The sequence below is a fragment of the Pseudomonas sp. BN414 genome (assembly GCF_029871275.1).
Lineage (GTDB): Bacteria > Pseudomonadota > Gammaproteobacteria > Pseudomonadales > Pseudomonadaceae > Metapseudomonas > Metapseudomonas resinovorans_C.
In genome coordinates, this window is record NZ_SSOL01000074.1 from 196,202 (window position 1) to 217,711 (window position 21,510).

Below are 21,510 nucleotides of genomic sequence, written 5' to 3' on the forward strand. Positions count from 1 at the left end.
AATGCGCCATGCGCCAGCTCATCTGGTTCCGCACCGACCTGCGCGTGCAAGACAACACAGCCCTGCAAACCGCCCTCACCTCGGGCCCCACACTGGCGCTGTACCTCATCAGTCCGGGTCAGTGGCGAGCCCACGACGACGCCCCTGCCAAGGTGGATTTCTGGCTGCGCAACCTGGCTGAGCTGGCCTGGGCGCTGGACCACCTGAACGTGCCGCTGCTGATCCGCCATACCGACACCTGGGCTGAAGCGCCGCAAGTGCTGCGCGAGGTCTGCCACGAGTTCGACATCGGCTCGGTGCAGGTCAACGAGGAATACGGCATCAACGAGGCCCGGCGCGACCGCCAGGTGGCCGATCTGTTGGCGGCAGACAATATCGTCCTGCACAGCCATCTCGACCAGCTGCTGTTCCGCCCCGGCAGCGTGCTGACCCAATCCGGCACCTGCTTCCAGGTCTTCAGCCAGTTCCGCAAGGTCTGCTACCAGCGCCTGCACACCGCGCTACCGAGTTGCCTGCCGCCACCTGTTGCCCAAGAGGAGCTGGATATCCCCAGCGATACGCTCCCGGCTTCGGTGGAGGGTTTCCCGGTACCTCCGGAAAGCCTGCGCCAGCTCTGGCCGGCTGGCGAAGAAGCCGCACGCGAACGTCTGGATGCCTTCGCACTGGAAGAGCTCTGGTGCTACGAGGAACGCCGTGACTTCCCCGCGGCAGCCGGTACCAGCCAGATATCGCCTTACCTCGCCGCCGGTGTGCTCTCGCCTCGCCAGTGCCTGCACGCGGCACTGCGCAATAACATCGGGGAGTTCGACAGTGGCAACCCCGGCGCCGTCTGCTGGATCAACGAGCTGCTCTGGCGCGAGTTCTACAAGCACATCCTGGTGGCCTTTCCACGGGTTTCCCGCCACCGGCCTTTCCGCAAGGAAACCGAAGCACTGCACTGGCGCCGAGCGCCGGAGGAACTGGAAGCCTGGCAGCAGGGCCGCACCGGGATTCCCATCGTCGACGCGGCGATGCGCCAGTTGCTCGCCACCGGCTGGATGCACAACCGCCTGCGCATGGTGGTGGCCATGTTCCTCACCAAGAACCTGCTGATCGACTGGCGCGAAGGCGAGCGCTGGTTCATGCGCCACCTGATCGACGGCGACCTCGCGGCGAACAACGGCGGATGGCAGTGGAGCGCCTCGACCGGCACCGACGCGGCGCCCTACTTCCGCATTTTCAACCCCATCAACCAGTCGCAGAAGTTCGACCCGGACGGCCGCTTCCTGCGTCAGTGGTTACCGGAACTCGCCCATCTGGACAGGCGCGATATCCACAACCCGGCCGGGCTGGGTGGCTTGTACGGCGTGACGGGGTATCCCTTGCCACTGGTGGACCTCGATGCCAGCCGCGATCGGGCACTGGCGGCATTCCGGAACCTTTCGGAACGCACCGTTTGAAGAGTCGCGGCCAATAAAAAACCGGGCGCTTGGCCCGGTTTTCCGTACTGCCGGTATCGCCTCAGAAGGACAGGCGATAGTGCAGGGTGTAGGTCTCCACGCCATCGTTCGGCTGCTTGATGCCAGCGTTGGAGTAGTGCATGGCGCGCACGCCGACTTCCTGGTTGGCGAAGCGCAGGCCCAAGCCGATGCGGTCTTCGAACTGGAAGGAGGAACCCAAGTCGTTGTCTTCCAGGTCGGTATCGGAGAACACGGCCGCGCCGATACCGGCCTCGATGTAAGGCTTCACGGTTTCACCAGCGAACTCGTAAACGAACACCGGAGTGAAGGACAGGCTGTTGTTGCTGGAGGTCTCATCACCTTCCCAGTAGGTGTAGGCGGCATCCCAGTAACCGGTCAGACGCCCTACATTGGTCTGAAACCAACTGCTGGAGAAGTCGAACTGGGTCCCCAGGCGATACACCATGGTGGATTCGCCAGTCTGGCCGATGTCCAGGGAAACGTCCGCAGCCTGGGCGGATACGACTTGGCCGAGGGAAATGGTTGCAGCGGCGGCCCAGCAGAAAAGCTTCTTCATGAAACCAATCCTTTTTCTGAAGTGCAGGCAGAAAATTCGTAATATCTGACCGCGATTATAGATAGCTTTTTAATCGGGGAAAGACATCTAACGGACTTTTGTATCAATCCGGAAACTTGTCCACATGGACGGATTCGCCCCAGAGTATCGGCAGGATTTCCTGCATCGCCGATGGATCGCCGCTGGACCAGAAACGGCAATTTTCGGCCTCACCTTCGGCCAACAGGCCACGTGCCTCGAGCAGCCGCTGCAACTGCCGGGCGACCGCCGCGCCGGTATCGATCAGGCTGACCGAGTCCGGCACCATCTCGCGCAGCAAGGGGCGCAGGAAGGGGTAGTGAGTACAACCGAGGATCAAGGTATCGCTACCCTCGGCCAGCAGCGGCTCGACGTAGGCCTTCAGAAGGGCGCGCGTTTCCGGCCCCTTCAAGTCGCCAGCCTCGATGCGCTCGACCAGTCCCGGACAGGGCTGGGTAATGACGCGCACATCGCCCGCGAACCGATCCAGCAATGCCGCGAACTTGGCGCTCTTCAGCGTGCCGGTGGTCGCCAGCACCCCTACCACGCCGCTGCGCGTCGCTGCCGCAGCCGGCTTCACTGCCGGCTCCATGCCGACGATAGGCAGCTGTGGATAACGTTCCCGCAGGTCGGCCACAGCGGCCACAGTGGCTGTGTTGCAGGCCAGCACCAGCGCCTTGGCACCCTGGTCGAGCAGGAACTCGGCAATACGGTGGCTGCGCTCGCGGATGAAGTCGGCGCTTTTCTCGCCGTAGGGCACGTGACCACTGTCCGCTACGTAGAGAAGGGATTCGCGGGGCAGCAACGTGCGGATTTCCCGGAGTACGGAAAGGCCGCCGACGCCTGAGTCGAAGACCCCAACCGCCGCCTCAGGCATGCCGCACTCCACAGACTTCGCAGGCTGGGTCGCGTTTCACTCGCAGCTCCCGGAAGCGACTACCCAGGGCGTCCACCAACAACAGGCGGCCGACCATGGGTTCTCCGAAGCCGGCGATCAGCTTCAGCGCTTCCAGGGCCTGCAGGCTGCCCACCAGTCCAACCAGCGGGCCGACCACGCCGGCTTCGCTGCAGGTCAGTTCGGCTTCGCTGCCATGGCCGTAGAGGCAGTGGTAGCAGGGACTGTCGTCGCGACGAGGGTCGAAAACCGAAAGCTGGCCTTCGAGACGGATGGCGGCGCCGGACACCAATGGCTTGCCCGCAGCCACGCACGCCGCGTTGACTGCTTCGCGGGTACCGAAATTGTCGGTGCAATCCAGGACCACGTCGACGGCGGCGACTGCCGCGGCCAGGGAGTCCACGTCCAGCGCGCGGCTATGCGGCACCAGACGGACTTCTGGGTTCAGCGCGGCAAGCCGGGCCATGGCCGAGTCGACCTTGCTCTGCCCGACACTGTTGCTGTCGTGGACGATCTGCCGTTGCAGGTTGGTCAGGTCGACGCTGTCGAAGTCCGCAAGATGCAGCTCACCCACGCCGGCAGCGGCCAGGTAGAGGGAAACCGGCGAGCCCAGACCGCCGAGACCGACGATCAGGACACGGCCCTGCTTCAGACGCAGCTGACCATCGATGTCGATCTGCGGCAGGAGGATCTGCCGGCTGTAGCGAAGGAGTTCCTGGTCACTCAGCATGGCCATTGCCCCAAGGAAATACGTTCATGACCGCCCAGGTCGCGGCGGCTCTCCACCTGCTGGAAGCCCTGCTGAGCAAGCAGGTCGCGCACAGCTGGAGCCTGGTCGTAACCGTGTTCCAGCAGCAGCCAGCCACCCGGCAGCAGGTGCCGCGGTGCATCGGCGATGATCCGGCGAATGTCGTCCAGGCCATCCGCTCCGGCCACCAGGGCGCTGGAGGGTTCGAAGCGCACATCGCCCTGGACCAGATGCGGGTCCTGGGCGCGAATGTAGGGCGGGTTGCTGACGATCAGTGCGAATCGTTGCTCACCCAGGGCGGAGAACCAGTGGCTCTCGACAAAGCGGGCGTTGTTCAGGCGAAGCCGCGCACGGTTGCGCTCGGCCAGCTCAACGGCGGCGGAAATGCGATCGACCCCGGTGACCTTCCAGCCCAGGCGTTCGCACGCCAGCGCAAGGGCGATGGCGCCAGTCCCGGTGCCCAGGTCGAGTACCTCGGCCGGGCTCGCTGGCAGTACTGCCAGGGCGGTTTCCACCAGCAATTCGGTGTCCGCGCGCGGAATCAGGGTATCCGGGGCCACTTCCAGGTCCAGGCTCCAGAAGCCCTGGTGGCCAAGGATGTAGGCGACCGGTTCACCGGTGCGGCGACGCTCCAGGAAGCTGGCGTAGCGTTCGGCCACTTCGCTGGAAACAACGCGCTCCGGCCAGGTGTGCAGGAAGCTGCGCGGCTTGCCGAGGGCGGCGGACAGCAGCAGTTCGGCGTCCAGGCGCGGGGTGGGCGAGTCCGGCAGGCGGGCTTCGCCGAGGAGGCTGGCGATGATGGTCACGTCAGTCTCCCAGGGCTGCCAGCTGGTCAGCCTGGTATTCGGCGAGCAGCGGCTCGATCACGGCCTCGACGCTACCAGCCATGACGTCGTCCAGCGCATAGAGCGTGAGGTTGATGCGATGGTCGGTGACCCGGCCCTGCGGATAGTTGTAGGTGCGGATACGTTCGGAGCGGTCGCCGGAGCCCACCAGCAAACGGCGGGTATCGGACATTTCCTTGTGGGCTGCGGCTTCCTGCTGGTCATTCAGCTTGGCCGCCAGCCAGGCCATGGCCTTGGCGCGGTTCTTGTGCTGGGAACGTTCTTCCTGGCACTCGACGACGATGCCCGACGGGATGTGGGTGATGCGCACCGCCGAGTCAGTCTTGTTCACGTGCTGGCCACCGGCGCCGGAAGCGCGATAGGTATCGACACGCAGATCGGCGGCGTTGATCTCGATGGCGGCCTGCTCGTCCGGCTCGGGCAACACGGCCACGGTGCAGGCGGAGGTATGGATGCGGCCCTGGGATTCGGTTTCCGGCACCCGCTGCACGCGATGCGCGCCGGACTCGAACTTGAGCTTGGCGTATACGTTCTCGCCTTCGACGCGGGCAATCACTTCCTTGTATCCGCCGTGCTCCCCTTCGTTCTCGGAGAGGATCTCGACACGCCAACCCTGGCGCTCGGCATAACGGGAATACATGCGGAACAGGTCGCCGGAGAAGATCGCCGCCTCGTCACCGCCCGTGCCGGCACGAATTTCCAGGAAGACGTTGCGGCCGTCATTGGGGTCCTTCGGCAGCAGCATGCGCTGGAGGCGGTCTTCCAGTTCCACCAACTGCTCTCGAGCCTGGCCCACTTCTTCTTCGGCCATCTCGCGCAGGTCCGGGTCGCTGTCCTTGAGCAGCGCCTGGGCGCCCTCGAGGTCCCCCTGAACCTTGCGGAACTCGCGGAAGGCGAGGATCACCGGCTCGACCTCGGCGAACTCCTTGGAGTAAGCACGGAACTTGCCCTGGTCAGTGATGACTTCGGCATCGCCGAGCAGGGCGGTGAGTTCCTCGTAACGGTCCTGGAGGAGGTCGAGCTTGTTCAGCAGGGAAGCTTTCATTGCGAACGTTTATCCGAGCCCTCGTCGAGGGCGAAGAGTTCCTGGGCCACGACCAGCGCGTCGAAGCGGCCATCGGCGGAGAGTTTCTTCAGCTGCACGCTGGGGGCGTGCAGCAGCTTGTTGGTGAGGCCGCGGGCAAGTTGCGCCATCACTTCCTCGGCCGAGGTGCCGTTCTGCAGCAGGCGCTGGGCCTTGGCCACTTCCTCATCACGCAGACGCTCGGCCTGCTGGCGGTAGGCACGCAGCACGTCGACTGCGGCCAGCTCGCGCAGGCGCTGCATGAAGTCCTCGACTCCGGCGCCCACCAGCTCTTCCGCGGCCTGGGCGGCGCCCTGGCGGCTCTTGAGGTTCTCCGCGACCACCTCGTGCAGGTCGTCCACGGTATAGAGGTAGACATCGTCCAGCTCGCCCACTTCCGGCTCGATGTCGCGCGGCACGGCGATATCGACCATGAAGATCGGCTTGTGCCGGCGCTGCTTCAGCGCGCGCTCCACCGCACCCTTGCCGAGGATCGGCAGCTGGCTGGCGGTGGAACTGATGACGATGTCGCTGTTGACCAGTTCCTGGGGCATGTCGGCCAGCAGCACCGCATGGGCACCGAACTCTTCGGCGAGGATGCTGGCGCGCTCCAGGGTCCGGTTGGCGACGACGATGCGCTTCACGCCCTGCTCATGCAGATGGCGGGCGACCAGGGTGATGGTTTCGCCCGCGCCGATCAGCAGCGCCTGGCTGCGGTGCAGGTCGGAGAAAATCTGCTTGGCCAGGCTGACGGCAGCGAAGGCCACGGAAACCGGGTTCTCGCCAATGGCGGTATCGGTACGCACTGTCTTGGCAGTACTGAAGGTCGCCTGGAATAGACGGCCAAGCAACGGGCCGACGGTGCCGGCCTCGCGCGCAACGGCGTAGGCGGACTTCATCTGGCCGAGGATCTGGGGCTCGCCGAGGACCATGGAATCCAACCCGGAGGCCACCCGCATCATGTGGCGAACAGCGTCATCGTCCTGGTGCACGTAGGCGCAGGCGCGCAACTCTTCCAGGCGGAGGTTGTGATAGCCGGCCAGCCAGGCGAGTACTTCATCGGTGCTCGGGTGATCCTGCTCCAGGTAGAGCTCACTGCGGTTGCAGGTGGAGAGGATGGCCGCCTCACGGCTGGGCGTGATGCGACACAGCTGCTGCAGGGCCTCCACCAGCTGCTCGGGGGTGAAGGCCACGCGTTCGCGGACGTCCACCGAGGCGGTCTTGTGGTTGATACCAAGAGCAATGAAGGCCATGCAGGGTCGCTAACTGAATCGGGAGGGCGCGCAATTGTCCTACTTCACCCGAACGACGACAACCACTGCCGATAATTGTCTGCCCGCACAGGTTTTGCCCGCCGCAGGTCGGCCCCCGCCCCATGTGCTAGCCTGACGGCTTGTGTCATGATGGGCCACTCGCTGGTTAGCCCCCTCCTTCCTATATGAATAGATCCCTCGCGTTGCTGACCGCCTTGCTGTTCCTCGGCGGCTGTCAGAGCTTGACCCACAAGTCCCCGGACGGCACTCCCCCGGTCGAGGAAGGCAACCAGGCCTCCGCGCCCGCCAAGCCCGAGGTCTATGGCTCGTTCAACCGCGAAACCCTCTATGCACTGCTCGCCGCCGAACTGGCCGGGCAGCGCAATCGCTTCGATATCGCCCTCGGCAACTATGTGCAACAGGCCAATGCCACGCAGGATCCTGCTGTGGCCGAGCGCGCCTTCCGCATCGCCGAATACCTGGGTGCCGACCAGGCAGCCCTGGATACCGCGCTGATCTGGGCCAAGAGCGCCCCTGACAACCTCGACGCCCAGCGCGCCGCTGCCGTGCAGCTGGCCCGCGCCGGACGCTACGACGAAGCCATGGCCTATATGGAGAAAGTGCTCCAGGGCCAGGGCGACACCCACTTCGACTTCCTCGCACTCTCCGCCGCGGAAACCGACGCCGATACCCGCGCCGGCCTGCTGCAGAGCTTCGACCGCCTGCTGGCCAAGCACCCCGACAACAGCCAGCTGGTGTTCGGCAAGGCCGTGCTGCTGCAACAGGACGGTCGCACCGAAGAAGCCCTTACCCTGCTCGAAGGCGTCCCCGCCAACGACAAGGAAATCGCCCCGATCCTGCTCCGCGCGCGCCTGCTGCAAAGCCTCAAGCGTGGCGATGAAGCCCTGCCGCTGCTGCAGAAAGCCATCAAGCAGCACCCGGACGACAAGCGCCTGCGCCTGACATACGCCCGCATGCTGGTGGAGCAGGACCGCCTGGACGAAGCCAAATCCGAGTTTGCCGGCCTGGTACAGCAGTTCCCCGACGACGACGACCTCCGCTACTCGCTGGCACTGGTCTGTCTGGAAGGCGAAGCCTGGGACGAAGCCCAGGTCTATCTGGAAGAGCTGGTGGAGCGCGGTAGCCACGTCGATTCCGCCCATTTCAACCTGGGCCAGGTCTATGAAAAGCGCGGCGACAAGGAAAGTGCTCTGATCGAGTACGCGTTGGTCGGCCCCGGCAACGACTACCTGCCAGCGCAGGTGCGTCAGGTGGAAATCCTCCTCGAAAGCGGCCGCGCCGATGAAGCCGAGGCCCGCCTGGCCAAGGCGCGCGATGCCCAGCCTGATTACGCCATCCAGCTTTACCTGATCGAAGCCGAGAGCCTGACCGAGCGCCAACAGCCGGAGCGCGCCTGGAAGGTCATCCACCAGGGTCTGCAGCAGTTCCCGGACGACCTCAACCTTCTCTACACCCGCGCGATGCTGGCCGAGAAACGCAACGACCTGGCCCAACTGGAAAAGGACCTGCGCTTCATCATCGAACGCGAGCCGGAAAACGCCATGGCGCTGAACGCCCTTGGCTACACCCTCGCCGACCGCACCACGCGCTACGACGAAGCCAGGAAGCTGGTGGAACAGGCCCACAAGCTGAATCCGGAGGACCCCGCGATCCTCGACAGCCTCGGCTGGGTGAATTACCGCATGGGCAACCTCTCGGAAGCCGAACGACTGCTGCGTCAGGCACTGCAGGAGTTCCCCGACCACGAAGTGGCTGCCCACCTCGGCGAAGTGCTCTGGGCCCAGGGCAAACAGGTCGAAGCCCGTAAGGTCTGGGCAGATGCCCTGCAGAAGCAGCCCGACAGCGCCATCCTCCGTGACACCCTGCAACGCCTGACTGGCTCCGGAAACCTCTGATCCATGCGTTTACGTAATCTCCTGGCCGTCGGTGCGCTAGTCCTGCTCACCGGCTGCTCCGCCCTCGCCCCGCGCGAAACCCTCGAAGGCCAGGGTAACCAGGCCACCTGGAAAGCTCACAAGGAACAAGTCAGCACCCTCGATGGCTGGCAGATCAGCGGCAAGGTCGGCATCCGTGCACCCAAGGATTCCGGCAGCGGCACCCTGTTCTGGCTGCAGCGCCAGGACTATTACGACATTCGCCTGTCCGGCCCGCTGGGTCGCGGCGCGGCCCGTCTGACTGGCCGCCCGGGCAATATCGAGCTGGAAGTGGCCAACCAGGGCCGCTACCAGGCTGAATCCCCCGAGGCGCTACTGGAAGAACAACTCGGCTGGCGTCTGCCCGTTTCCCACCTGCTCTGGTGGGTACGCGGCCTGCCCGCACCGGACAGCCGCAGCCGCCTGACGCTGGACGGTGATAGCCGCCTTGCCCGCCTCGAGCAGGATGGCTGGAAGGTGCAATACCTGAGCTATGTCGAGCAGAACGGCTACACCCTGCCCGAGCGCATCAAACTCAGCGGCGAGAACCTCGACGTCACCCTCGTGATCAAGGACTGGCAGCCGCGCCAGCTCGGTCAGTGACATGCAGGATGCGCAACTCGTCCTGCCGGCACCGGCCAAGCTCAACCTGATGCTGCACATCCTCGGCCGCCGGGCCGACGGATATCACGAGCTGCAGACCCTCTTCCAGTTTCTCGATCACGGCGACGAACTGGGCTTCGCCTTGCGCGACGATGGTGAAATCCACCTGCGAACCGACGTGCCTGGCGTTCCCCATGACAGCAACCTGATCGTCCGCGCGGCGCGCAAGCTCCAGGCCGAGTCGGGCTGTCGATTCGGCGCGGACATCTGGCTGGAGAAACGCTTGCCCATGGGCGGCGGGATCGGTGGCGGCAGCTCCGACGCCGCGACCACCCTGCTCGCCCTCGATCGCCTGTGGAACCTGGACTGGAGCGAAGATCGACTCGCCTCCCTGGGACTTGCCCTCGGCGCCGATGTGCCGGTCTTCGTGCGCGGTCGCGCGGCCTTCGCTGAAGGCGTCGGCGAGCAGCTGACGCCGGTTGAACTCCCAGAGCCGTGGTTCCTCGTCGCTGTACCGCAAGTCTTTGTCAGCACAGCAGAAGTTTTCTCCGATCCTGAGTTGACACGGAATTCGCCGCCCATTAAAGTTCGCAGCCTTCTTGAGGGGGGCGGTCGTAACGACTGCCAGCCGGTGGTCGAGAAGCGTTACCCAGATGTACGTAACGCGCTGATCTTGTTGAATAAATTCACTTCAGCTAGATTGACCGGCACTGGAGCTTGTGTGTTTGGGAGCTTCCCAAACAAAGGCGATGCTGATAAAGTTCGCCGCCAACTTCCGGCCACTCTGCCGAGCTTTGTCGCCCAAGGCCGCAACATCTCCATGTTGCACCGCAAGCTTCAAGGTATGGCTTGAGAAGGAATGCAAGGCATTCGGTTGTACGATACAGGGGCGTCGCCAAGCGGTAAGGCAGCAGGTTTTGATCCTGCCATGCGTTGGTTCGAATCCAGCCGCCCCTGCCATTAACCCACCGGGTTATGCGCACAACGAAACGAATATCCTGCATAGCGAGTTGCACACATAGGGGCGTCGCCAAGCGGTAAGGCAGCAGGTTTTGATCCTGCCATGCGTTGGTTCGAATCCAGCCGCCCCTGCCATACACTTGAAAAGCTGTTCAAAAGCCCACGGCCTTTGAACGGCTTTTTGATTCATCAGGTCTACCCTCAGCCGGCAGGTACTGCGCGTGTCCAAGATGATGGTCTTCACGGGGAATGCCAACCCCGATCTGGCGCGTCGCGTCGTACGTCAACTGCATATTCCCCTCGGTGATGCCTCCGTAGGCAAATTCTCCGATGGCGAAATCAGTGCTGAAATCAATGAAAACGTCCGCGGCAAGGACGTCTTCCTGATCCAGCCGACTTGCGCACCGACCAACGATAACCTGATGGAACTGGTGGTGATGGCTGACGCCTTCCGCCGTTCCTCGGCTTCCCGCATCACTGCGGTCATCCCCTACTTCGGCTATGCCCGCCAGGATCGCCGTCCGCGTTCCGCCCGCGTGGCCATCAGCGCCAAGGTAGTGGCTGACATGCTGACCGTCGTCGGCATCGACCGTGTACTCACCGTCGATCTGCACGCCGACCAGATTCAGGGCTTCTTCGACATTCCGGTGGACAACATCTACGGCTCCCCGGTCCTGGTCGATGACATCGAAGACCAGCGCTTCGAGAACCTGATGATCGTTTCCCCGGACATCGGCGGCGTGGTTCGTGCCCGTGCCGTGGCCAAGTCCCTCGGCGTTGACCTTGCGATCATCGACAAGCGTCGTCCGAAGGCCAACCAGTCCGAAGTCATGCACATCATCGGCGATGTCGAAGGCCGCACCTGCGTGCTGGTCGACGACATGGTCGACACCGCCGGCACCCTCGGCCACGCTGCCAAGGCCCTGAAGGACCACGGCGCTGCCAAGGTCTACGCCTACTGCACCCACCCGGTGCTGTCTGGCCGTGCCATCGAGAACATTGAAAACTCCGTGCTGGACGAGCTGGTGGTGACCAACACCATCCCCCTGTCCGCCGCGGCACAAGCCTGCTCGCGTATCCGTCAGTTGGATATCGCGCCGGTTGTGGCTGAAGCGGTTCGCCGCATCAGTAATGAGGAATCGATCAGCGCGATGTTCCGCTAAGCGGCCATCCCTGACGAAACGCGCCCCGCTCAGGCGGGGCTTTTTGCCCAACCGCCCGGATGCTGGTCGCAAGCATTACGGGCGTTTTGGTTATTTTGGAGAACTGTAATGACTGATTTCGCCCTGAATGCCGAAGCGCGTTCCGACCTGGGGAAAGGTGCGAGCCGCCGCCTGCGTCGTAATGCCAACCTGGTTCCCGCTGTAATCTACGGCGGTGAGAAAGCCCCGGTATCCGTAAGCCTGCTGGCCAAAGACCTGGCCAAGCTGCTGGAAAACGAAGCTGCTTTCAGCCACGTGATCGCCCTGAACGTTGCCGGTGCTACCGAATCCGTTCTGATCAAGGCCCTGCAGCGTCACCCGGCCAAAGGCTTCGTACTGCACGCTGACTTCCAGCGCGTAGTTGCCGGCCAGAAACTGACCGCCCACGTACCCCTGCACTTCATCAACGAAGCTACCTCCGTTGGCGTGAAGCAAGGCGGCGGCGAAGTTTCCCACACCATCGCTGAAGTCGAAGTCTCCTGCCTGCCGAAAGACCTGCCGGAGTTCATCGAAGTTGACCTGGCCAAGGTCGAAGTAGGTCAGACCGTTCACCTGTCCGACCTGACCCTGCCGAAAGGCGTCGAGCTGGTGGCCCTGGCCCACGGCAACGACCTGGCAGTTGCCAACATCCATGCTTCCCGCGTGGTGAAGGAAGAAGGCGAAGCCGAGTAATTTCTTACTCTGCGTCAGCCTGATAAAGGGCCCCTGTAGTGACTGCCATTCAACTGATCGTCGGCCTGGGTAATCCAGGCCCCGAATACGACCAGACCCGGCATAACGCAGGGGCCCTTTTCGTTGAGCGCCTGGCCGACCGCGAACGCGTCAACCTGAGCCTCGACAAGAAATATTTCGGCCTGGTCGGGAAATTTTCCCATCAAGGTCGCGACGTTCGTCTGCTGATCCCCACCACCTACATGAACCGCAGCGGCCAGTCCGTAGCGGCATTGGCCGGGTTCTTCCGCATTCCTCCCGAAGCCATCCTGGTGGCCCACGACGAACTCGACATGCCCCCTGGAGTCGCCAAGCTCAAGACCGGCGGCGGCCACGGCGGCCACAACGGGTTGCGCGACATCATCGCCCAGCTCGGTAACCAGAATTCGTTCCATCGCCTGCGGCTTGGCATCGGCCATCCGGGGCACAGCAGCCTGGTATCCGGTTTCGTACTCAGCCGCGCCCCGCGCAGCGAACAGGAACTGCTCGACACCAGCATCGATTTCGCCCTCGACGTGATGCCAGAACTGCTCGCCGGTGACCTCACCCGCGCCATGCAGAAGCTGCACAGTCGCAAGGCCTGAACCCACTCCGCGCAGAGGCACATTCCATGGGATTCAATTGCGGCATCGTCGGCCTGCCCAACGTCGGCAAGTCCACCCTGTTCAACGCCCTGACCAAGTCCGGCATCGCAGCGGAGAACTTCCCCTTCTGCACCATCGAGCCGAACAGCGGCATCGTGCCGATGCCCGACATGCGCCTCAACGCCCTGGCCGAGATCGTCAAGCCCGAGCGCGTGATCCCCACCACCATGGAATTCGTCGACATCGCCGGCCTGGTAGCGGGCGCGTCGAAAGGTGAAGGCCTGGGCAACAAGTTCCTCGCCAACATCCGCGAAACCGACGCCATCGCCCACGTGGTGCGCTGCTTCGAAGACGAGAACGTCATCCACGTCTCCAACAGCGTCGACCCCAAGCGCGACATCGAGATCATCGACCTCGAACTGATCTTCGCCGACCTCGACAGCTGCGAGAAGCAACTGCAGAAGGTTGCCCGTAACGCCAAGGGTGGCGACAAGGACGCCCTGGCGCAGAAAGCCCTGCTGGAAAAACTCATTCCCCACTTCAGCGAAGGCAAGCCGGCGCGCTCCCTGCTGAAGAACCTGGGTGACGACGAGAAGCGCCTGGTTCGTGGCTTCCACCTGCTCACCAGCAAACCGGTGATGTACATCGCCAACGTTGCCGAAGACGGCTTCGACAACAACCCGCACCTGGATGTGGTCCGGGCCATCGCCGAAGAAGAAGGCGCGATCGTGGTGCCGGTATGCAACAAGATCGAAGCCGAAATCGCCGAACTCGATGACGGCGAAGAGAAGGACATGTTCCTCGAAGCCCTCGGCCTCGAAGAGCCCGGCCTGAACCGCGTGATCCGCGCCGGCTACGACCTGCTCAACCTGCAGACCTACTTCACCGCTGGCGTGAAGGAAGTTCGCGCCTGGACCGTCCGCGTCGGCGCCACCGCCCCGCAGGCGGCCGCGGTTATCCACACCGACTTCGAAAAAGGCTTCATCCGCGCCGAAGTGGTCGCCTATGACGACTTCATACAGTACAAGGGTGAAAACGGTGCCAAGGAAGCCGGCAAATGGCGCCTGGAAGGCAAGGAATACATCGTCAAGGACGGCGACGTGATGCACTTCCGCTTCAACGTCTGATCCACAAAAAAGCCCCGGACCTCCGGGGCTTTTTGCTTTCGTAGGATGGCGTAGAACGAAGCGAAACCCATCACTCCCCCCTCCCCCATCCCGCCGAATGCCCCCACGCCTTCCTGAAAATCCTTTCACCGCCTAAACGCTTGAAAGATCACAAAATTATCTAAGCGAAGGGGTTGACAGCCCCCCAAGAGATACGGAAAATGCGCGCCACTCGGCTACATAGCTCAGTCGGTTAGAGCGCAGCATTCATAATGCTGATGTCCCAGGTTCAAGTCCCGGTGTAGCCACCATACAAAACAAAGGGTTAGCGAAAGCTAGCCCTTTGTGCTTTCTGGGGGTAGTGACTACAAATCGACTACACCCTGTCTACATCCCCCCTCAGTTGCACCACTGCTGCTCACACGGCACACCATCGTTATTCCCGTCCATCTTCACTCCAGGGCAATGCTGCAGGAAGTAAGTCGCCTCTTCGCATGAGCTCATCTGCGAGCAGTAGATCCGCCCATCACACGAATAGGTACGAGCAAGCGCGGGCGCAGACGGCTGGGCGGCAAAGCTAGAATGTGCGGAATCACTATCGTAATCAGTGATTGTCTGACGATCCTGGTGCTTGAAGTAGAACTGCCACGCAGCGAAACCGACAGCGACTATGAGGATGAGTTTCTTCATATGAGGGCTTTGAACTTCCGTGTGGTGTGTGAACTAGCCTATCCAACCGCTCGCAGCGGTTCTATCTCGTGCTCGATCTCTTCGCCAGTCGAAGCGTAAGTAGTCGCCAAAGCGTACTCAGTCTGTAGGTTCATCCAGAACTGGGCGGTGGTGTCGAAGTAGCGACCCAGCCGGAGGGCCATGTCAGCAGTGATCCCGCGACGCTCACGTACGATGTCGTTCACGGTTGGCGCGGACACGTGCAGCGCACGAGCGAGTGCAGCCGGTGTGATGTCCAGCGGCTCCAGGAACTCTTCCCGCAGAATCTCTCCAGGATGAATGGGCCGCATGCCATTGATCGCCATGGTGCCTCCTCCTCAGTGGTAATCGACTATCTCAACGTTTGCAGGGCCTGCCTCGGTCCACTCGAAGCAAATACGCCACTGATCGTTGATCCTGATGCTGTACTGCCCAGCCCTGTTCCCAGACAACTGCTCCAGCCGATTGCCTGGTGGGGACCGCAAGTCTCGAAGCTCAGTGGCTGCATTGAGCATCACCAGCTTTCGAGTTGCGACGTTCAGGAAGTTTCTCCAGCGCCGCGAATCACCCGTTTCAAACAGAGTTCGAGTTTCCTGACATCGAAAGCTCAAAATCACGCTTTAATCCTTAACGTTAAGCGTTAAACAATGCTAACCCACGCATCCGCGTTGTGCCACCACCGAATGCCGACTCTGCGCGAAAGGTGAAAGCCTCAGTGCCAACGCCAAGTGATCTGGCGATAGGTGCGCACGTCATCATCGCACTCGAAGAGTGACCGAGGATCTGCTGCCGAGAGGCCAATCAACGTCAGCCCCCACGAACACCTCCGTAGGAGCAATCCGATTCGCTCTAGTCTGCATAGACTGCTCTCACGCTTCGTGATGACCTTGCGCGGTCGTCCATGCGAGGCAATCCACATGCAGATTCATGTTGGCGAACGCAGGGAAGGTGACGTGCTTACGCTGAGGGTGCTGGAAGGAGTCAGCGAATCAGCGTTGATGGAGATGTTGAAGGCGGAGGGGATCGAGATTGTGGTTGGGCCGGTCGTGAATGGCTCGGCGCGGCTCGAGGTTCGGGCGCCTAAACGGATGTTGGTTCTGGTAGAGAAGGCTCTGCCTGGGCCACCGGAAATTGATTCCGGGTGAATGTGGAACCCTGCTTTGGCGGGGTTTTCTTTTTTGTGGGAACAAAAACCCTAGAGTGCAGCCAGAATGCCCTGCCCTACTACCCGGGTGGTGTCGAAACCGAAGTCTGCCTTGCCTTCTTCGCGCAGGAAGTTTTCCACAGCGGTTTCCAGGCGATTGGCCAGGGCGGGCTTCTGCCAGTGGTAGCGCAGTAGCAGAGCCGCGCTGAGGATGGCGGCAATGGGGTTGGCGCGGCCGCTGCCGACGATGTCGGGAGCGCTGCCGTGGACGGGTTCAGCCAGGGCGATGCCGTTGCCCCAGTTGAGGGAAGGCGCCAGGCCGAGGCCACCGCTCCAGTGGCAGGCAAGGTCGGAGAGGATGTCGCCGAAAAGGTTGCTGGTGACGATCAGGTCGAAGGCTTCGGGCTGTTCCACCAGTTGCAGCGCGGCGAGGTCGACCAGGCGTTCGTCGAGTTCGGCGGCCCAACCCTCCCCTTCCAGCACTTCGCGGCAGGTGTCACGGAACAGGCCGCAGGTCACGGGTAGGACGTTGGTTTTGTGGACCAGGGTGATGCGCCTTGCCTTGCGGGCCTTGGCTACTTCCAGTGCGCGGCGGGCCAGGGCTTCGGTGGCATCGCGGCTGATAACCCGTTCGGCGATGGCGACGCCTTCGGATTCCCAATGCTCGCGGCCGCTGTAGAGGCCTTCGCTGTTCTCCCGGAGGATCACCAGGTCGACGCCCGGCCGGGGCGAGACGCAGGGCCAACTGCGCACTGGGCGTAGGTTGGTGTTGAGTTTCAGACCTTGGCGCAGTTGCAGGATGGCGCTGCGGTAACCGGGCACACGCTGGCCCGTGGGAGAGGAGACCGCACCGAAAATACCGGCGCCGCAGTCACGCATCGCCTGGAAGGTGGCCTCGGGAACCGCATTGCCGTGGCGCTGGAAGCAGCTCCAGCCGGCCTCCGCTTCGACGGCTTGGAGGTCCGGAAGGAGTTTCTCCAGCAGTTCGACCGCCACCGGCACCACTTCGTGTCCGATGCCATCCCCGGGGATGACGACTAGTTTGTGCATGGGCTCACCTCAGCGAGGGGCGCGTCGCCAACAACAGGCCGGAGAAGATCATCGCCCCACCTAGCCAATGGTAGGCCTGCAGGCCCTCGCCCAACAGCAGGTAGCCGAGCAGCGCGGTGAACACCGGCATCAGGTAGTTGGTGAGCACGGCCTTGGCCACACCCAGTACGCGAATACCCTGATTCCACAAAAGATAGGCCAGGAGAGAGGCGCAGACACCTGTGTAGCCAATGGCGGCGAAGTTTTCGACAGACAGTTCGAAGCGCTGCCCGCTGGCCAGCTCCAGCAGGTAGAACGGCAGCAGCACAGGCACCCCGCATCCCACCAGCGCTCCCAGCAACACCAGCGGTGGAAGCTTGAAATAGTGGTTCCAGCGGCGCAGCAGCAAGGTGTAGAGGGCCCAGTCCACTACGGCAAGCAGCATGATGAGGTCGCCCGGGTTGAACGACAGCGCGGCCAATTGCGCCAGGCGACCCTGGGCGATCAGCACCAGCAGCCCGCTGGTCGCTACCGCCATTCCCAGCCAGGCGCGCCGGGGCGGCCATTCATTGAGCAACACACCAGCCCCGATGAAGGTGGCCAGCGGCAGGCAGGTATTGAGCAGGGTGAGGTTGATGGCCACGGTAGTGCGCGCCGCCAAGTAGAGCAGCACGCTGTAGGTGCTGATCCCCAGGACGGCGACTACCAGCAGGCGCCAGCCGGCATGACGCAGCGCGCTGCGATGCTCCCACATGGGCCGTGCAACGAAGGGCAGCAGGATGGCCAGCGCCAGCGTCCAACGCCAGAAGGCCAGGGTGAAGGGTGGAATGGCATCGTGGAAGGCGCGGGCTACCAGCGCGTTGCCCGCCCAGAATACGCTGGCCACGAGCAGGCCGAGCCAGGCCAGGCCAACGGCCCGGCTGTTGTATTGCGTCATGGTTCAGTTCTGTCCGAGTGGGCGCAGGCGGTACTGCGGCGGCAGTTGTTCCATGCCGCTGACGGTGACGTTGAGGTTCTTCCAGATGCCGTCCTTGATGCCATAGATGCAGCCGTGGACGGAGAGCTCCTGGCCACGATGCCAGGCGTTCTGGACGATGGTGGTGTGGCTGACGTTGGCCACCTGTTGGATGACGTTCAGCTCGCAGAGGCGGTCGACGCGCTCCTCTTCGGTGGCGAAGGTGGCGAGGTGCTCGCGTTGGTCGTAGTAGAGGTCGCGGATGGTACGCAGCCAGCCATCGATCAGGCCGTACTGGGTGTCACGCATGGCGGCGCGGACGCCACCGCAGCCGTAGTGGCCAGTGACCAGGATGTGCCGCACTTTGAGCACGTCCACGGCGTACTGGATGACCGACAGGCAGTTGAGGTCGGTGTGCAGCACGACGTTGGCCACGTTGCGGTGAACGAAGAGGTCGCCGGGCAGCATGCCGACGATTTCGTTGGCCGGTACGCGGGCATCCGAGCAGCCGATCCAGAGGTATTCCGGCACCTGCTGCTTGGCCAGCTTGGCAAAGAAGTCCGGGTCTTGCTGTTTGATCTTCTCGGCCCAGCGCGCGTTGTTGTCGATCAGCTGTTGCAGGTCGCTCATGCGTCTTCTCCTCTTCTGGCTGGCGGCACCTTACGGAGCACCGGGAGCTTTGGCAATGGCCTGCGCGGGGCTCAATCGATCAGCGTGCAGGCCATGACCAGGGCGTCTTCGCGACCACCCACGGCTGGGTAGTAATCGCGGCGACGGCCGATTTCGTTGAAGCCGTAACGCTCGTACAAGCGGTAGGCGGACTGGTTGCTGGCGCGCACTTCGAGGAAGCATTCGCCGGCCTGCAGCTCGCGGGCGCGCTCCATCAGGCGCTCCAGCAGACGCAGGCCCAGGCCGCGGCCCTGGCTTTCCGGCTTGACGGTGATATTCAGCAGGTGAGCCTCGTCGAGGATGACGTTGATCACGCCGTGGCCGACCTGCTGATCGCCGTCGAACATCAGCCAGCAATCGTAGGATTTGAGGCTGTCGTTGAAGATGCCGCGGGTCCAGGGATGGCTGAAGGCGGCGTATTCGATTTTCAGGACAGTATCGAGGTCCGCCTCGGTCATCGGGCGGAAGGAAACGGCATCGGTCATTCAGTGTGCTTCCAGCGGCGCATCACGCGGCGCATGGCTTGCCAGAGTTCGCCCTTGCGTTCGGGCTCGTCCATCAACAGTTCCAGGCCAGGCAGTGCCCAGGCCGCGCCGAGGCCTTCGACCTGCAGTTCGCGGTTGAACGCAGTGGCGTCGGCTTCACCGGCAAATCGTATCGCCGGCAGGCCTACGAGCCAGAGGCAGGCGCATTCGCCCTGCTCTTCCATGCGCACGCCAACGAACCCCTGGATGAAGTCGCGCGCGGCATCGGGGCCCTGGTCCATGTTGCCGCGACTGAGCAACGGCCAGCGCACCGGCTCGCCGAGGATCTGCGGGCTATCCGGCAGGCCGGCGGCGCGCAGCAGGTCCTTCAGCAGCAGGTACGCCGGGTCGCGACTCTGGAAGGGCTCGCCGGTGGGCAATTCCACCAGCAGCAGGCAGTTGCCGGCACGCAGCAGTTGCAGTGAGAAACGTGGCGGCGGCAGCACCTCCGCCTTGGCCGGTGCGGTTTCGGCTTCGGCGGCACCTTCGGGTTCGGGCTGCACCGTCGGACGCGGCGTGCTGCCGGGACGCGGAACCTCAATCTTGGCGCGCGCCGAGGTCGCTGCCGGTCGGGCTTCCGCTGCGGGGGTTACGGGCGTTACGGCAGCGACCGGAGCCGGTGCGTCCTCGAGGGGAACTTCCGGAGCCAGGGCCAGCAATTCGGGATTGGAGGGCGCGGCGAAGGGCAATGCCGTGCGAGGTAGCCAGGTGGCTACCTGCATGGCATCGAGATACGCGCGACGACGGTGTTCTGTGATCAAACGTCAGCAACCTGTGGGTGAGCCTTGCGCACGCCGGCCTGCATCAGGTTCAGCGCGTTGAGGTAGGCCTTTGCGGAGGCGACAACTATATCGGTATCCGCACCGTTTCCGTTGACGATTCGTCCGGCTTTTTCCAGGCGGACGGTGACTTCACCCTGGGAATCGGTCCCCTGGGTGATGGCATTGACCGAATAGAGCTGCAGGCTCGACTCGGACGTCGCCAGGCTTTCGATGGCCTTGAAGGTGGCATCCACCGGGCCGGAACCGTCGGCGCTAGCGCCTTGTTCCACACCGTCGATGGACAGCACCAGCTTGGCCTGCGGCACTTCGCCGGTCTTCGAAGCGACCTCCAGGTAGACCAGTTTGAAGTGTTCCGGGGCTTCCTCGCCCAGGGTGTCGGAGACCAGCGCCTGCAGGTCTTCGTCGAAGATCTCGTGTTTCTTGTCCGCCAGCTCCTTGAAGCGGGCGAAGGCGGCATTCAGGTCGGCTTCGCTGGCCAGCGCGATGCCCAGTTCGTCCAGGCGGGTGCGGAAGGCGTTCCGCCCGGAGTGCTTGCCCAGCACCATCTTGTTGGTGTGCCAGCCGACGGACTGGGCAGACATGATCTCGTAGGTCTCGCGGTGCTTGAGCACGCCGTCCTGGTGAATGCCGGACTCGTGCGCGAAGGCGTTGGCACCGACGATGGCCTTGTTCGGCTGCACCGGGAAGCCGGTAATGCCGGAAACCATGCGCGAGGTGCTGAGGATGTGCGGGGTATCGATGTTGGTGTAGACGCCGAGCACGTCCTGGCGGGTCTTGATGGCCATGACGATTTCTTCCAGCGCAGCGTTGCCGGCACGCTCGCCCAGGCCGTTGATCGTGCATTCCACCTGGCGAGCCCCGACTGCAACGGCCGCCAGGGAGTTGGCCACGGCCAGCCCGAGGTCGTTATGACAGTGCACCGAGAACACCGCCTTGTCGGCATTGGGGATGCGCTGCAGGAGCTGACGCATAGTGTCGGCGTACTGGTGCGGAATGGCGTAGCCCACGGTGTCGGGAATGTTGATGGTGCGGGCACCGGCATCAATGGCGGCTTCGATGATGCGGCAGAGGAAATCGATCTCCGAGCGGCCGGCGTCCTCGCAGGAGAACTCCACGTCAGCGCAAAGGTTGCGCGCGCGCTTCACGGCGCGGATGGCCTGCTCCACCACCTGGTCCGGCTGCATCCGCAGCTTGTATTGCATGTGGATGGGGCTGGTGGCGATGAAGGTGTGGATGCGCGCGGAGTTGGCACCGGCCAGCGCTTCGGCGGCGCGGTCGATGTCGGCATCCACGGCGCGGGACAGGCTGCATACGGTGCTGTCCTTGATGCTGTCGGCAATGGCCCTGACCGCCTCGAAGTCACCAGGGCTGGCGATGGCGAAGCCGGCCTCGATCACGTCCACCCGCATCCGTTCGAGTGCCTTGGCGATGCGCAGCTTTTCTTCCTTGGTCATGGAAGCGCCGGGGCTCTGCTCGCCGTCCCGCAGGGTGGTGTCGAAGATGATGACGCGATCTTGACTGCTCATGGGCTCGCTCCTCACGGCCCCACCGTGCGTGCGGCCGGGGCTCAGGCTGATGGTGCCGGACTGCTCGTGGCGACGGCACCCGATCAGGGAATTGTGGCGTGAAAAGTGGGAGGCGGAAAGGTCGGTGGGCGGGTGGATTTCTGCTCGGGGATTCTCCTGTAGGAGCGAATTCATTCGCGAATGCATCGGACAAGGGCAGGACTGAGTCCTGCAATCGCGAATGAATTCGCTCCCA

The 21,510-nt window shown here is 63.2% G+C and carries 24 protein-coding genes and 3 tRNA genes; 12 read left to right on the plus strand and 15 right to left on the minus strand.

The genetic code is table 11. The features are described 5' to 3' along the window. The first annotated feature begins 8 nt into the window (after window positions 1-8). Window positions 9-1,439, plus strand: coding sequence for a deoxyribodipyrimidine photo-lyase (gene phrB / locus E8E95_RS22340; RefSeq protein ID WP_280353971.1), 1,431 nt, complete (start codon window positions 9-11; stop codon window positions 1,437-1,439). Between the two features lie 61 nt (window positions 1,440-1,500). On the opposite strand, the gene E8E95_RS22345 is transcribed toward phrB, so the two are convergent. From E8E95_RS22345 to hemA, 6 genes are all read right to left on the minus strand, one after another. Then, on the minus strand, window positions 1,501-2,016 hold the full coding sequence (locus tag E8E95_RS22345; RefSeq protein ID WP_280353973.1) for an acyloxyacyl hydrolase: 516 nt from the start codon (window positions 2,014-2,016) through the stop codon (window positions 1,501-1,503). Between the two features lie 103 nt (window positions 2,017-2,119). Further along, on the minus strand, window positions 2,120-2,911 hold the full coding sequence (gene murI, locus E8E95_RS22350) for a glutamate racemase (protein ID WP_280353974.1): 792 nt from the start codon (window positions 2,909-2,911) through the stop codon (window positions 2,120-2,122). After that, window positions 2,904-3,659 carry a molybdopterin-synthase adenylyltransferase MoeB gene (locus tag E8E95_RS22355; protein WP_280353976.1) on the minus strand — a complete coding sequence of 252 codons (756 nt, stop codon included), beginning with the start codon at window positions 3,657-3,659 and terminating at the stop codon, window positions 2,904-2,906. The genes murI and E8E95_RS22355 overlap by 8 nt, the downstream gene beginning before the upstream one ends. Beyond that, window positions 3,653-4,483 (minus strand): peptide chain release factor N(5)-glutamine methyltransferase, encoded by an 831-nt coding sequence (gene prmC / locus E8E95_RS22360; protein ID WP_280353978.1) that lies wholly within the window; start codon window positions 4,481-4,483, stop codon window positions 3,653-3,655. Before prmC ends, E8E95_RS22355 begins: the two co-directional genes overlap by 7 nt. Before the next feature lies 1 nt (window position 4,484). Next, window positions 4,485-5,567, minus strand: a complete 1,083-nt coding sequence (prfA, locus tag E8E95_RS22365) for a peptide chain release factor 1 (protein ID WP_077524274.1) — start codon at window positions 5,565-5,567, stop codon at window positions 4,485-4,487. Next, window positions 5,564-6,838, minus strand: a complete 1,275-nt coding sequence (gene hemA / locus E8E95_RS22370) for a glutamyl-tRNA reductase (protein ID WP_280353979.1) — start codon at window positions 6,836-6,838, stop codon at window positions 5,564-5,566. Before hemA ends, prfA begins: the two co-directional genes overlap by 4 nt. Before the next feature lie 185 nt (window positions 6,839-7,023). Here hemA and E8E95_RS22375 point away from each other — a divergent pair, with 185 nt between their 5' ends. The 10 genes from E8E95_RS22375 (at window position 7,024) to E8E95_RS22420 (ending at window position 14,249) form a co-directional block, all read left to right on the plus strand. Further along, a complete protein-coding gene (locus tag E8E95_RS22375) occupies window positions 7,024-8,754 on the plus strand; it encodes a tetratricopeptide repeat protein (protein WP_280353981.1) in 1,731 nt (576 codons plus the stop codon). Between the two features lie 3 nt (window positions 8,755-8,757). Next, window positions 8,758-9,375, plus strand: coding sequence for a lipoprotein insertase outer membrane protein LolB (gene lolB, locus E8E95_RS22380; protein WP_280353983.1), 618 nt, complete (start codon window positions 8,758-8,760; stop codon window positions 9,373-9,375). A gap of 1 nt (window position 9,376) precedes the next feature. Beyond that, a complete protein-coding gene (gene ispE, locus E8E95_RS22385; RefSeq protein ID WP_280353985.1) occupies window positions 9,377-10,228 on the plus strand; it encodes a 4-(cytidine 5'-diphospho)-2-C-methyl-D-erythritol kinase in 852 nt (283 codons plus the stop codon). A 32-nt stretch (window positions 10,229-10,260) separates the two neighbouring features. After that, window positions 10,261-10,335 (plus strand) — tRNA-Gln (locus tag E8E95_RS22390). Between the two features lie 60 nt (window positions 10,336-10,395). Beyond that, a tRNA-Gln gene (locus E8E95_RS22395) sits at window positions 10,396-10,470 on the plus strand. A gap of 86 nt (window positions 10,471-10,556) precedes the next feature. After that, on the plus strand, window positions 10,557-11,498 hold the full coding sequence (locus E8E95_RS22400) for a ribose-phosphate pyrophosphokinase (protein WP_028629917.1): 942 nt from the start codon (window positions 10,557-10,559) through the stop codon (window positions 11,496-11,498). A 108-nt stretch (window positions 11,499-11,606) separates the two neighbouring features. After that, a complete protein-coding gene (locus tag E8E95_RS22405) occupies window positions 11,607-12,209 on the plus strand; it encodes a 50S ribosomal protein L25/general stress protein Ctc (protein ID WP_280353986.1) in 603 nt (200 codons plus the stop codon). 38 nt (window positions 12,210-12,247) lie between these two features. Then, entirely contained in the window at window positions 12,248-12,832 is a 585-nt protein-coding gene (pth, locus tag E8E95_RS22410) for an aminoacyl-tRNA hydrolase (protein WP_077524268.1), read from the plus strand. 26 nt (window positions 12,833-12,858) lie between these two features. Next, window positions 12,859-13,959 (plus strand): redox-regulated ATPase YchF, encoded by a 1,101-nt coding sequence (gene ychF, locus E8E95_RS22415; protein WP_179060527.1) that lies wholly within the window; start codon window positions 12,859-12,861, stop codon window positions 13,957-13,959. A gap of 213 nt (window positions 13,960-14,172) precedes the next feature. Continuing rightward, window positions 14,173-14,249: transfer RNA gene (locus tag E8E95_RS22420), tRNA-Met, on the plus strand. A gap of 88 nt (window positions 14,250-14,337) precedes the next feature. On the opposite strand, the gene E8E95_RS22425 is transcribed toward E8E95_RS22420, so the two are convergent. The 3 genes from E8E95_RS22425 to E8E95_RS22435 are packed head-to-tail and all read right to left on the minus strand — an operon-like array spanning window position 14,338 to window position 15,263. Continuing rightward, entirely contained in the window at window positions 14,338-14,628 is a 291-nt protein-coding gene (locus E8E95_RS22425; RefSeq protein WP_280353987.1) for an excalibur calcium-binding domain-containing protein, read from the minus strand. Between the two features lie 38 nt (window positions 14,629-14,666). Then, on the minus strand, window positions 14,667-14,972 hold the full coding sequence (locus E8E95_RS22430; RefSeq protein ID WP_280353988.1) for a HigA family addiction module antitoxin: 306 nt from the start codon (window positions 14,970-14,972) through the stop codon (window positions 14,667-14,669). Between the two features lie 12 nt (window positions 14,973-14,984). Continuing rightward, window positions 14,985-15,263, minus strand: a complete 279-nt coding sequence (locus tag E8E95_RS22435) for a type II toxin-antitoxin system RelE/ParE family toxin (protein ID WP_280353990.1) — start codon at window positions 15,261-15,263, stop codon at window positions 14,985-14,987. A 300-nt stretch (window positions 15,264-15,563) separates the two neighbouring features. Here E8E95_RS22435 and E8E95_RS22440 point away from each other — a divergent pair, with 300 nt between their 5' ends. After that, complete coding sequence (locus E8E95_RS22440; RefSeq protein ID WP_280353991.1) at window positions 15,564-15,791, plus strand: hypothetical protein; 228 nt, start codon at window positions 15,564-15,566, stop codon at window positions 15,789-15,791. A gap of 50 nt (window positions 15,792-15,841) precedes the next feature. On the opposite strand, the gene E8E95_RS22445 is transcribed toward E8E95_RS22440, so the two are convergent. The 6 genes from E8E95_RS22445 to E8E95_RS22470 form a co-directional block, all read right to left on the minus strand. Continuing rightward, on the minus strand, window positions 15,842-16,840 hold the full coding sequence (locus E8E95_RS22445) for an isocitrate/isopropylmalate family dehydrogenase (RefSeq protein WP_280353993.1): 999 nt from the start codon (window positions 16,838-16,840) through the stop codon (window positions 15,842-15,844). A gap of 4 nt (window positions 16,841-16,844) precedes the next feature. Then, window positions 16,845-17,756, minus strand: a complete 912-nt coding sequence (locus E8E95_RS22450; protein WP_280353995.1) for a DMT family transporter — start codon at window positions 17,754-17,756, stop codon at window positions 16,845-16,847. A gap of 3 nt (window positions 17,757-17,759) precedes the next feature. After that, window positions 17,760-18,404: a carbonate dehydratase gene (gene can / locus E8E95_RS22455; RefSeq protein ID WP_179060534.1), complete on the minus strand. Its 645-nt coding sequence runs from the start codon at window positions 18,402-18,404 to the stop codon at window positions 17,760-17,762. A 71-nt stretch (window positions 18,405-18,475) separates the two neighbouring features. Then, on the minus strand, window positions 18,476-18,928 hold the full coding sequence (gene rimI / locus E8E95_RS22460) for a ribosomal protein S18-alanine N-acetyltransferase (RefSeq protein ID WP_280353998.1): 453 nt from the start codon (window positions 18,926-18,928) through the stop codon (window positions 18,476-18,478). Further along, complete coding sequence (locus tag E8E95_RS22465) at window positions 18,925-19,728, minus strand: energy transducer TonB (RefSeq protein WP_280354000.1); 804 nt, start codon at window positions 19,726-19,728, stop codon at window positions 18,925-18,927. Before E8E95_RS22465 ends, rimI begins: the two co-directional genes overlap by 4 nt. Next, a complete protein-coding gene (locus E8E95_RS22470) occupies window positions 19,725-21,275 on the minus strand; it encodes a 2-isopropylmalate synthase (protein WP_280354002.1) in 1,551 nt (516 codons plus the stop codon). Before E8E95_RS22470 ends, E8E95_RS22465 begins: the two co-directional genes overlap by 4 nt. Between the last annotated feature and the right edge of the window lie 235 nt (window positions 21,276-21,510).

Bases quoted from the DNA above. Each gene is read 5' to 3' on its own strand.
- E8E95_RS22470 (WP_280354002.1), bottom strand. From the start codon at position 21,275: ATGAGCAGTCAAGATCGCGTCATCATCTTCGACACCACCCTGCGGGAC.
- can (WP_179060534.1), bottom strand. From the start codon at position 18,404: ATGAGCGACCTGCAACAGCTGATCGACAACAACGCGCGCTGGGCCGAG.
- E8E95_RS22405 (WP_280353986.1), top strand. From the start codon at position 11,607: ATGACTGATTTCGCCCTGAATGCCGAAGCGCGTTCCGACCTGGGGAAA.
- ychF (WP_179060527.1), top strand. From the start codon at position 12,859: ATGGGATTCAATTGCGGCATCGTCGGCCTGCCCAACGTCGGCAAGTCC.
- ispE (WP_280353985.1), top strand. From the start codon at position 9,377: ATGCAGGATGCGCAACTCGTCCTGCCGGCACCGGCCAAGCTCAACCTG.
- hemA (WP_280353979.1), bottom strand. From the start codon at position 6,838: ATGGCCTTCATTGCTCTTGGTATCAACCACAAGACCGCCTCGGTGGAC.
- E8E95_RS22425 (WP_280353987.1), bottom strand. From the start codon at position 14,628: ATGAAGAAACTCATCCTCATAGTCGCTGTCGGTTTCGCTGCGTGGCAG.
- E8E95_RS22345 (WP_280353973.1), bottom strand. From the start codon at position 2,016: ATGAAGAAGCTTTTCTGCTGGGCCGCCGCTGCAACCATTTCCCTCGGC.
- prfA (WP_077524274.1), bottom strand. From the start codon at position 5,567: ATGAAAGCTTCCCTGCTGAACAAGCTCGACCTCCTCCAGGACCGTTAC.
- rimI (WP_280353998.1), bottom strand. From the start codon at position 18,928: ATGACCGATGCCGTTTCCTTCCGCCCGATGACCGAGGCGGACCTCGAT.
- lolB (WP_280353983.1), top strand. From the start codon at position 8,758: ATGCGTTTACGTAATCTCCTGGCCGTCGGTGCGCTAGTCCTGCTCACC.
- E8E95_RS22450 (WP_280353995.1), bottom strand. From the start codon at position 17,756: ATGACGCAATACAACAGCCGGGCCGTTGGCCTGGCCTGGCTCGGCCTG.
- murI (WP_280353974.1), bottom strand. From the start codon at position 2,911: ATGCCTGAGGCGGCGGTTGGGGTCTTCGACTCAGGCGTCGGCGGCCTT.
- E8E95_RS22445 (WP_280353993.1), bottom strand. From the start codon at position 16,840: ATGCACAAACTAGTCGTCATCCCCGGGGATGGCATCGGACACGAAGTG.
- phrB (WP_280353971.1), top strand. From the start codon at position 9: ATGCGCCAGCTCATCTGGTTCCGCACCGACCTGCGCGTGCAAGACAAC.
- E8E95_RS22430 (WP_280353988.1), bottom strand. From the start codon at position 14,972: ATGGCGATCAATGGCATGCGGCCCATTCATCCTGGAGAGATTCTGCGG.
- E8E95_RS22355 (WP_280353976.1), bottom strand. From the start codon at position 3,659: ATGCTGAGTGACCAGGAACTCCTTCGCTACAGCCGGCAGATCCTCCTG.
- E8E95_RS22440 (WP_280353991.1), top strand. From the start codon at position 15,564: ATGCAGATTCATGTTGGCGAACGCAGGGAAGGTGACGTGCTTACGCTG.
- E8E95_RS22375 (WP_280353981.1), top strand. From the start codon at position 7,024: ATGAATAGATCCCTCGCGTTGCTGACCGCCTTGCTGTTCCTCGGCGGC.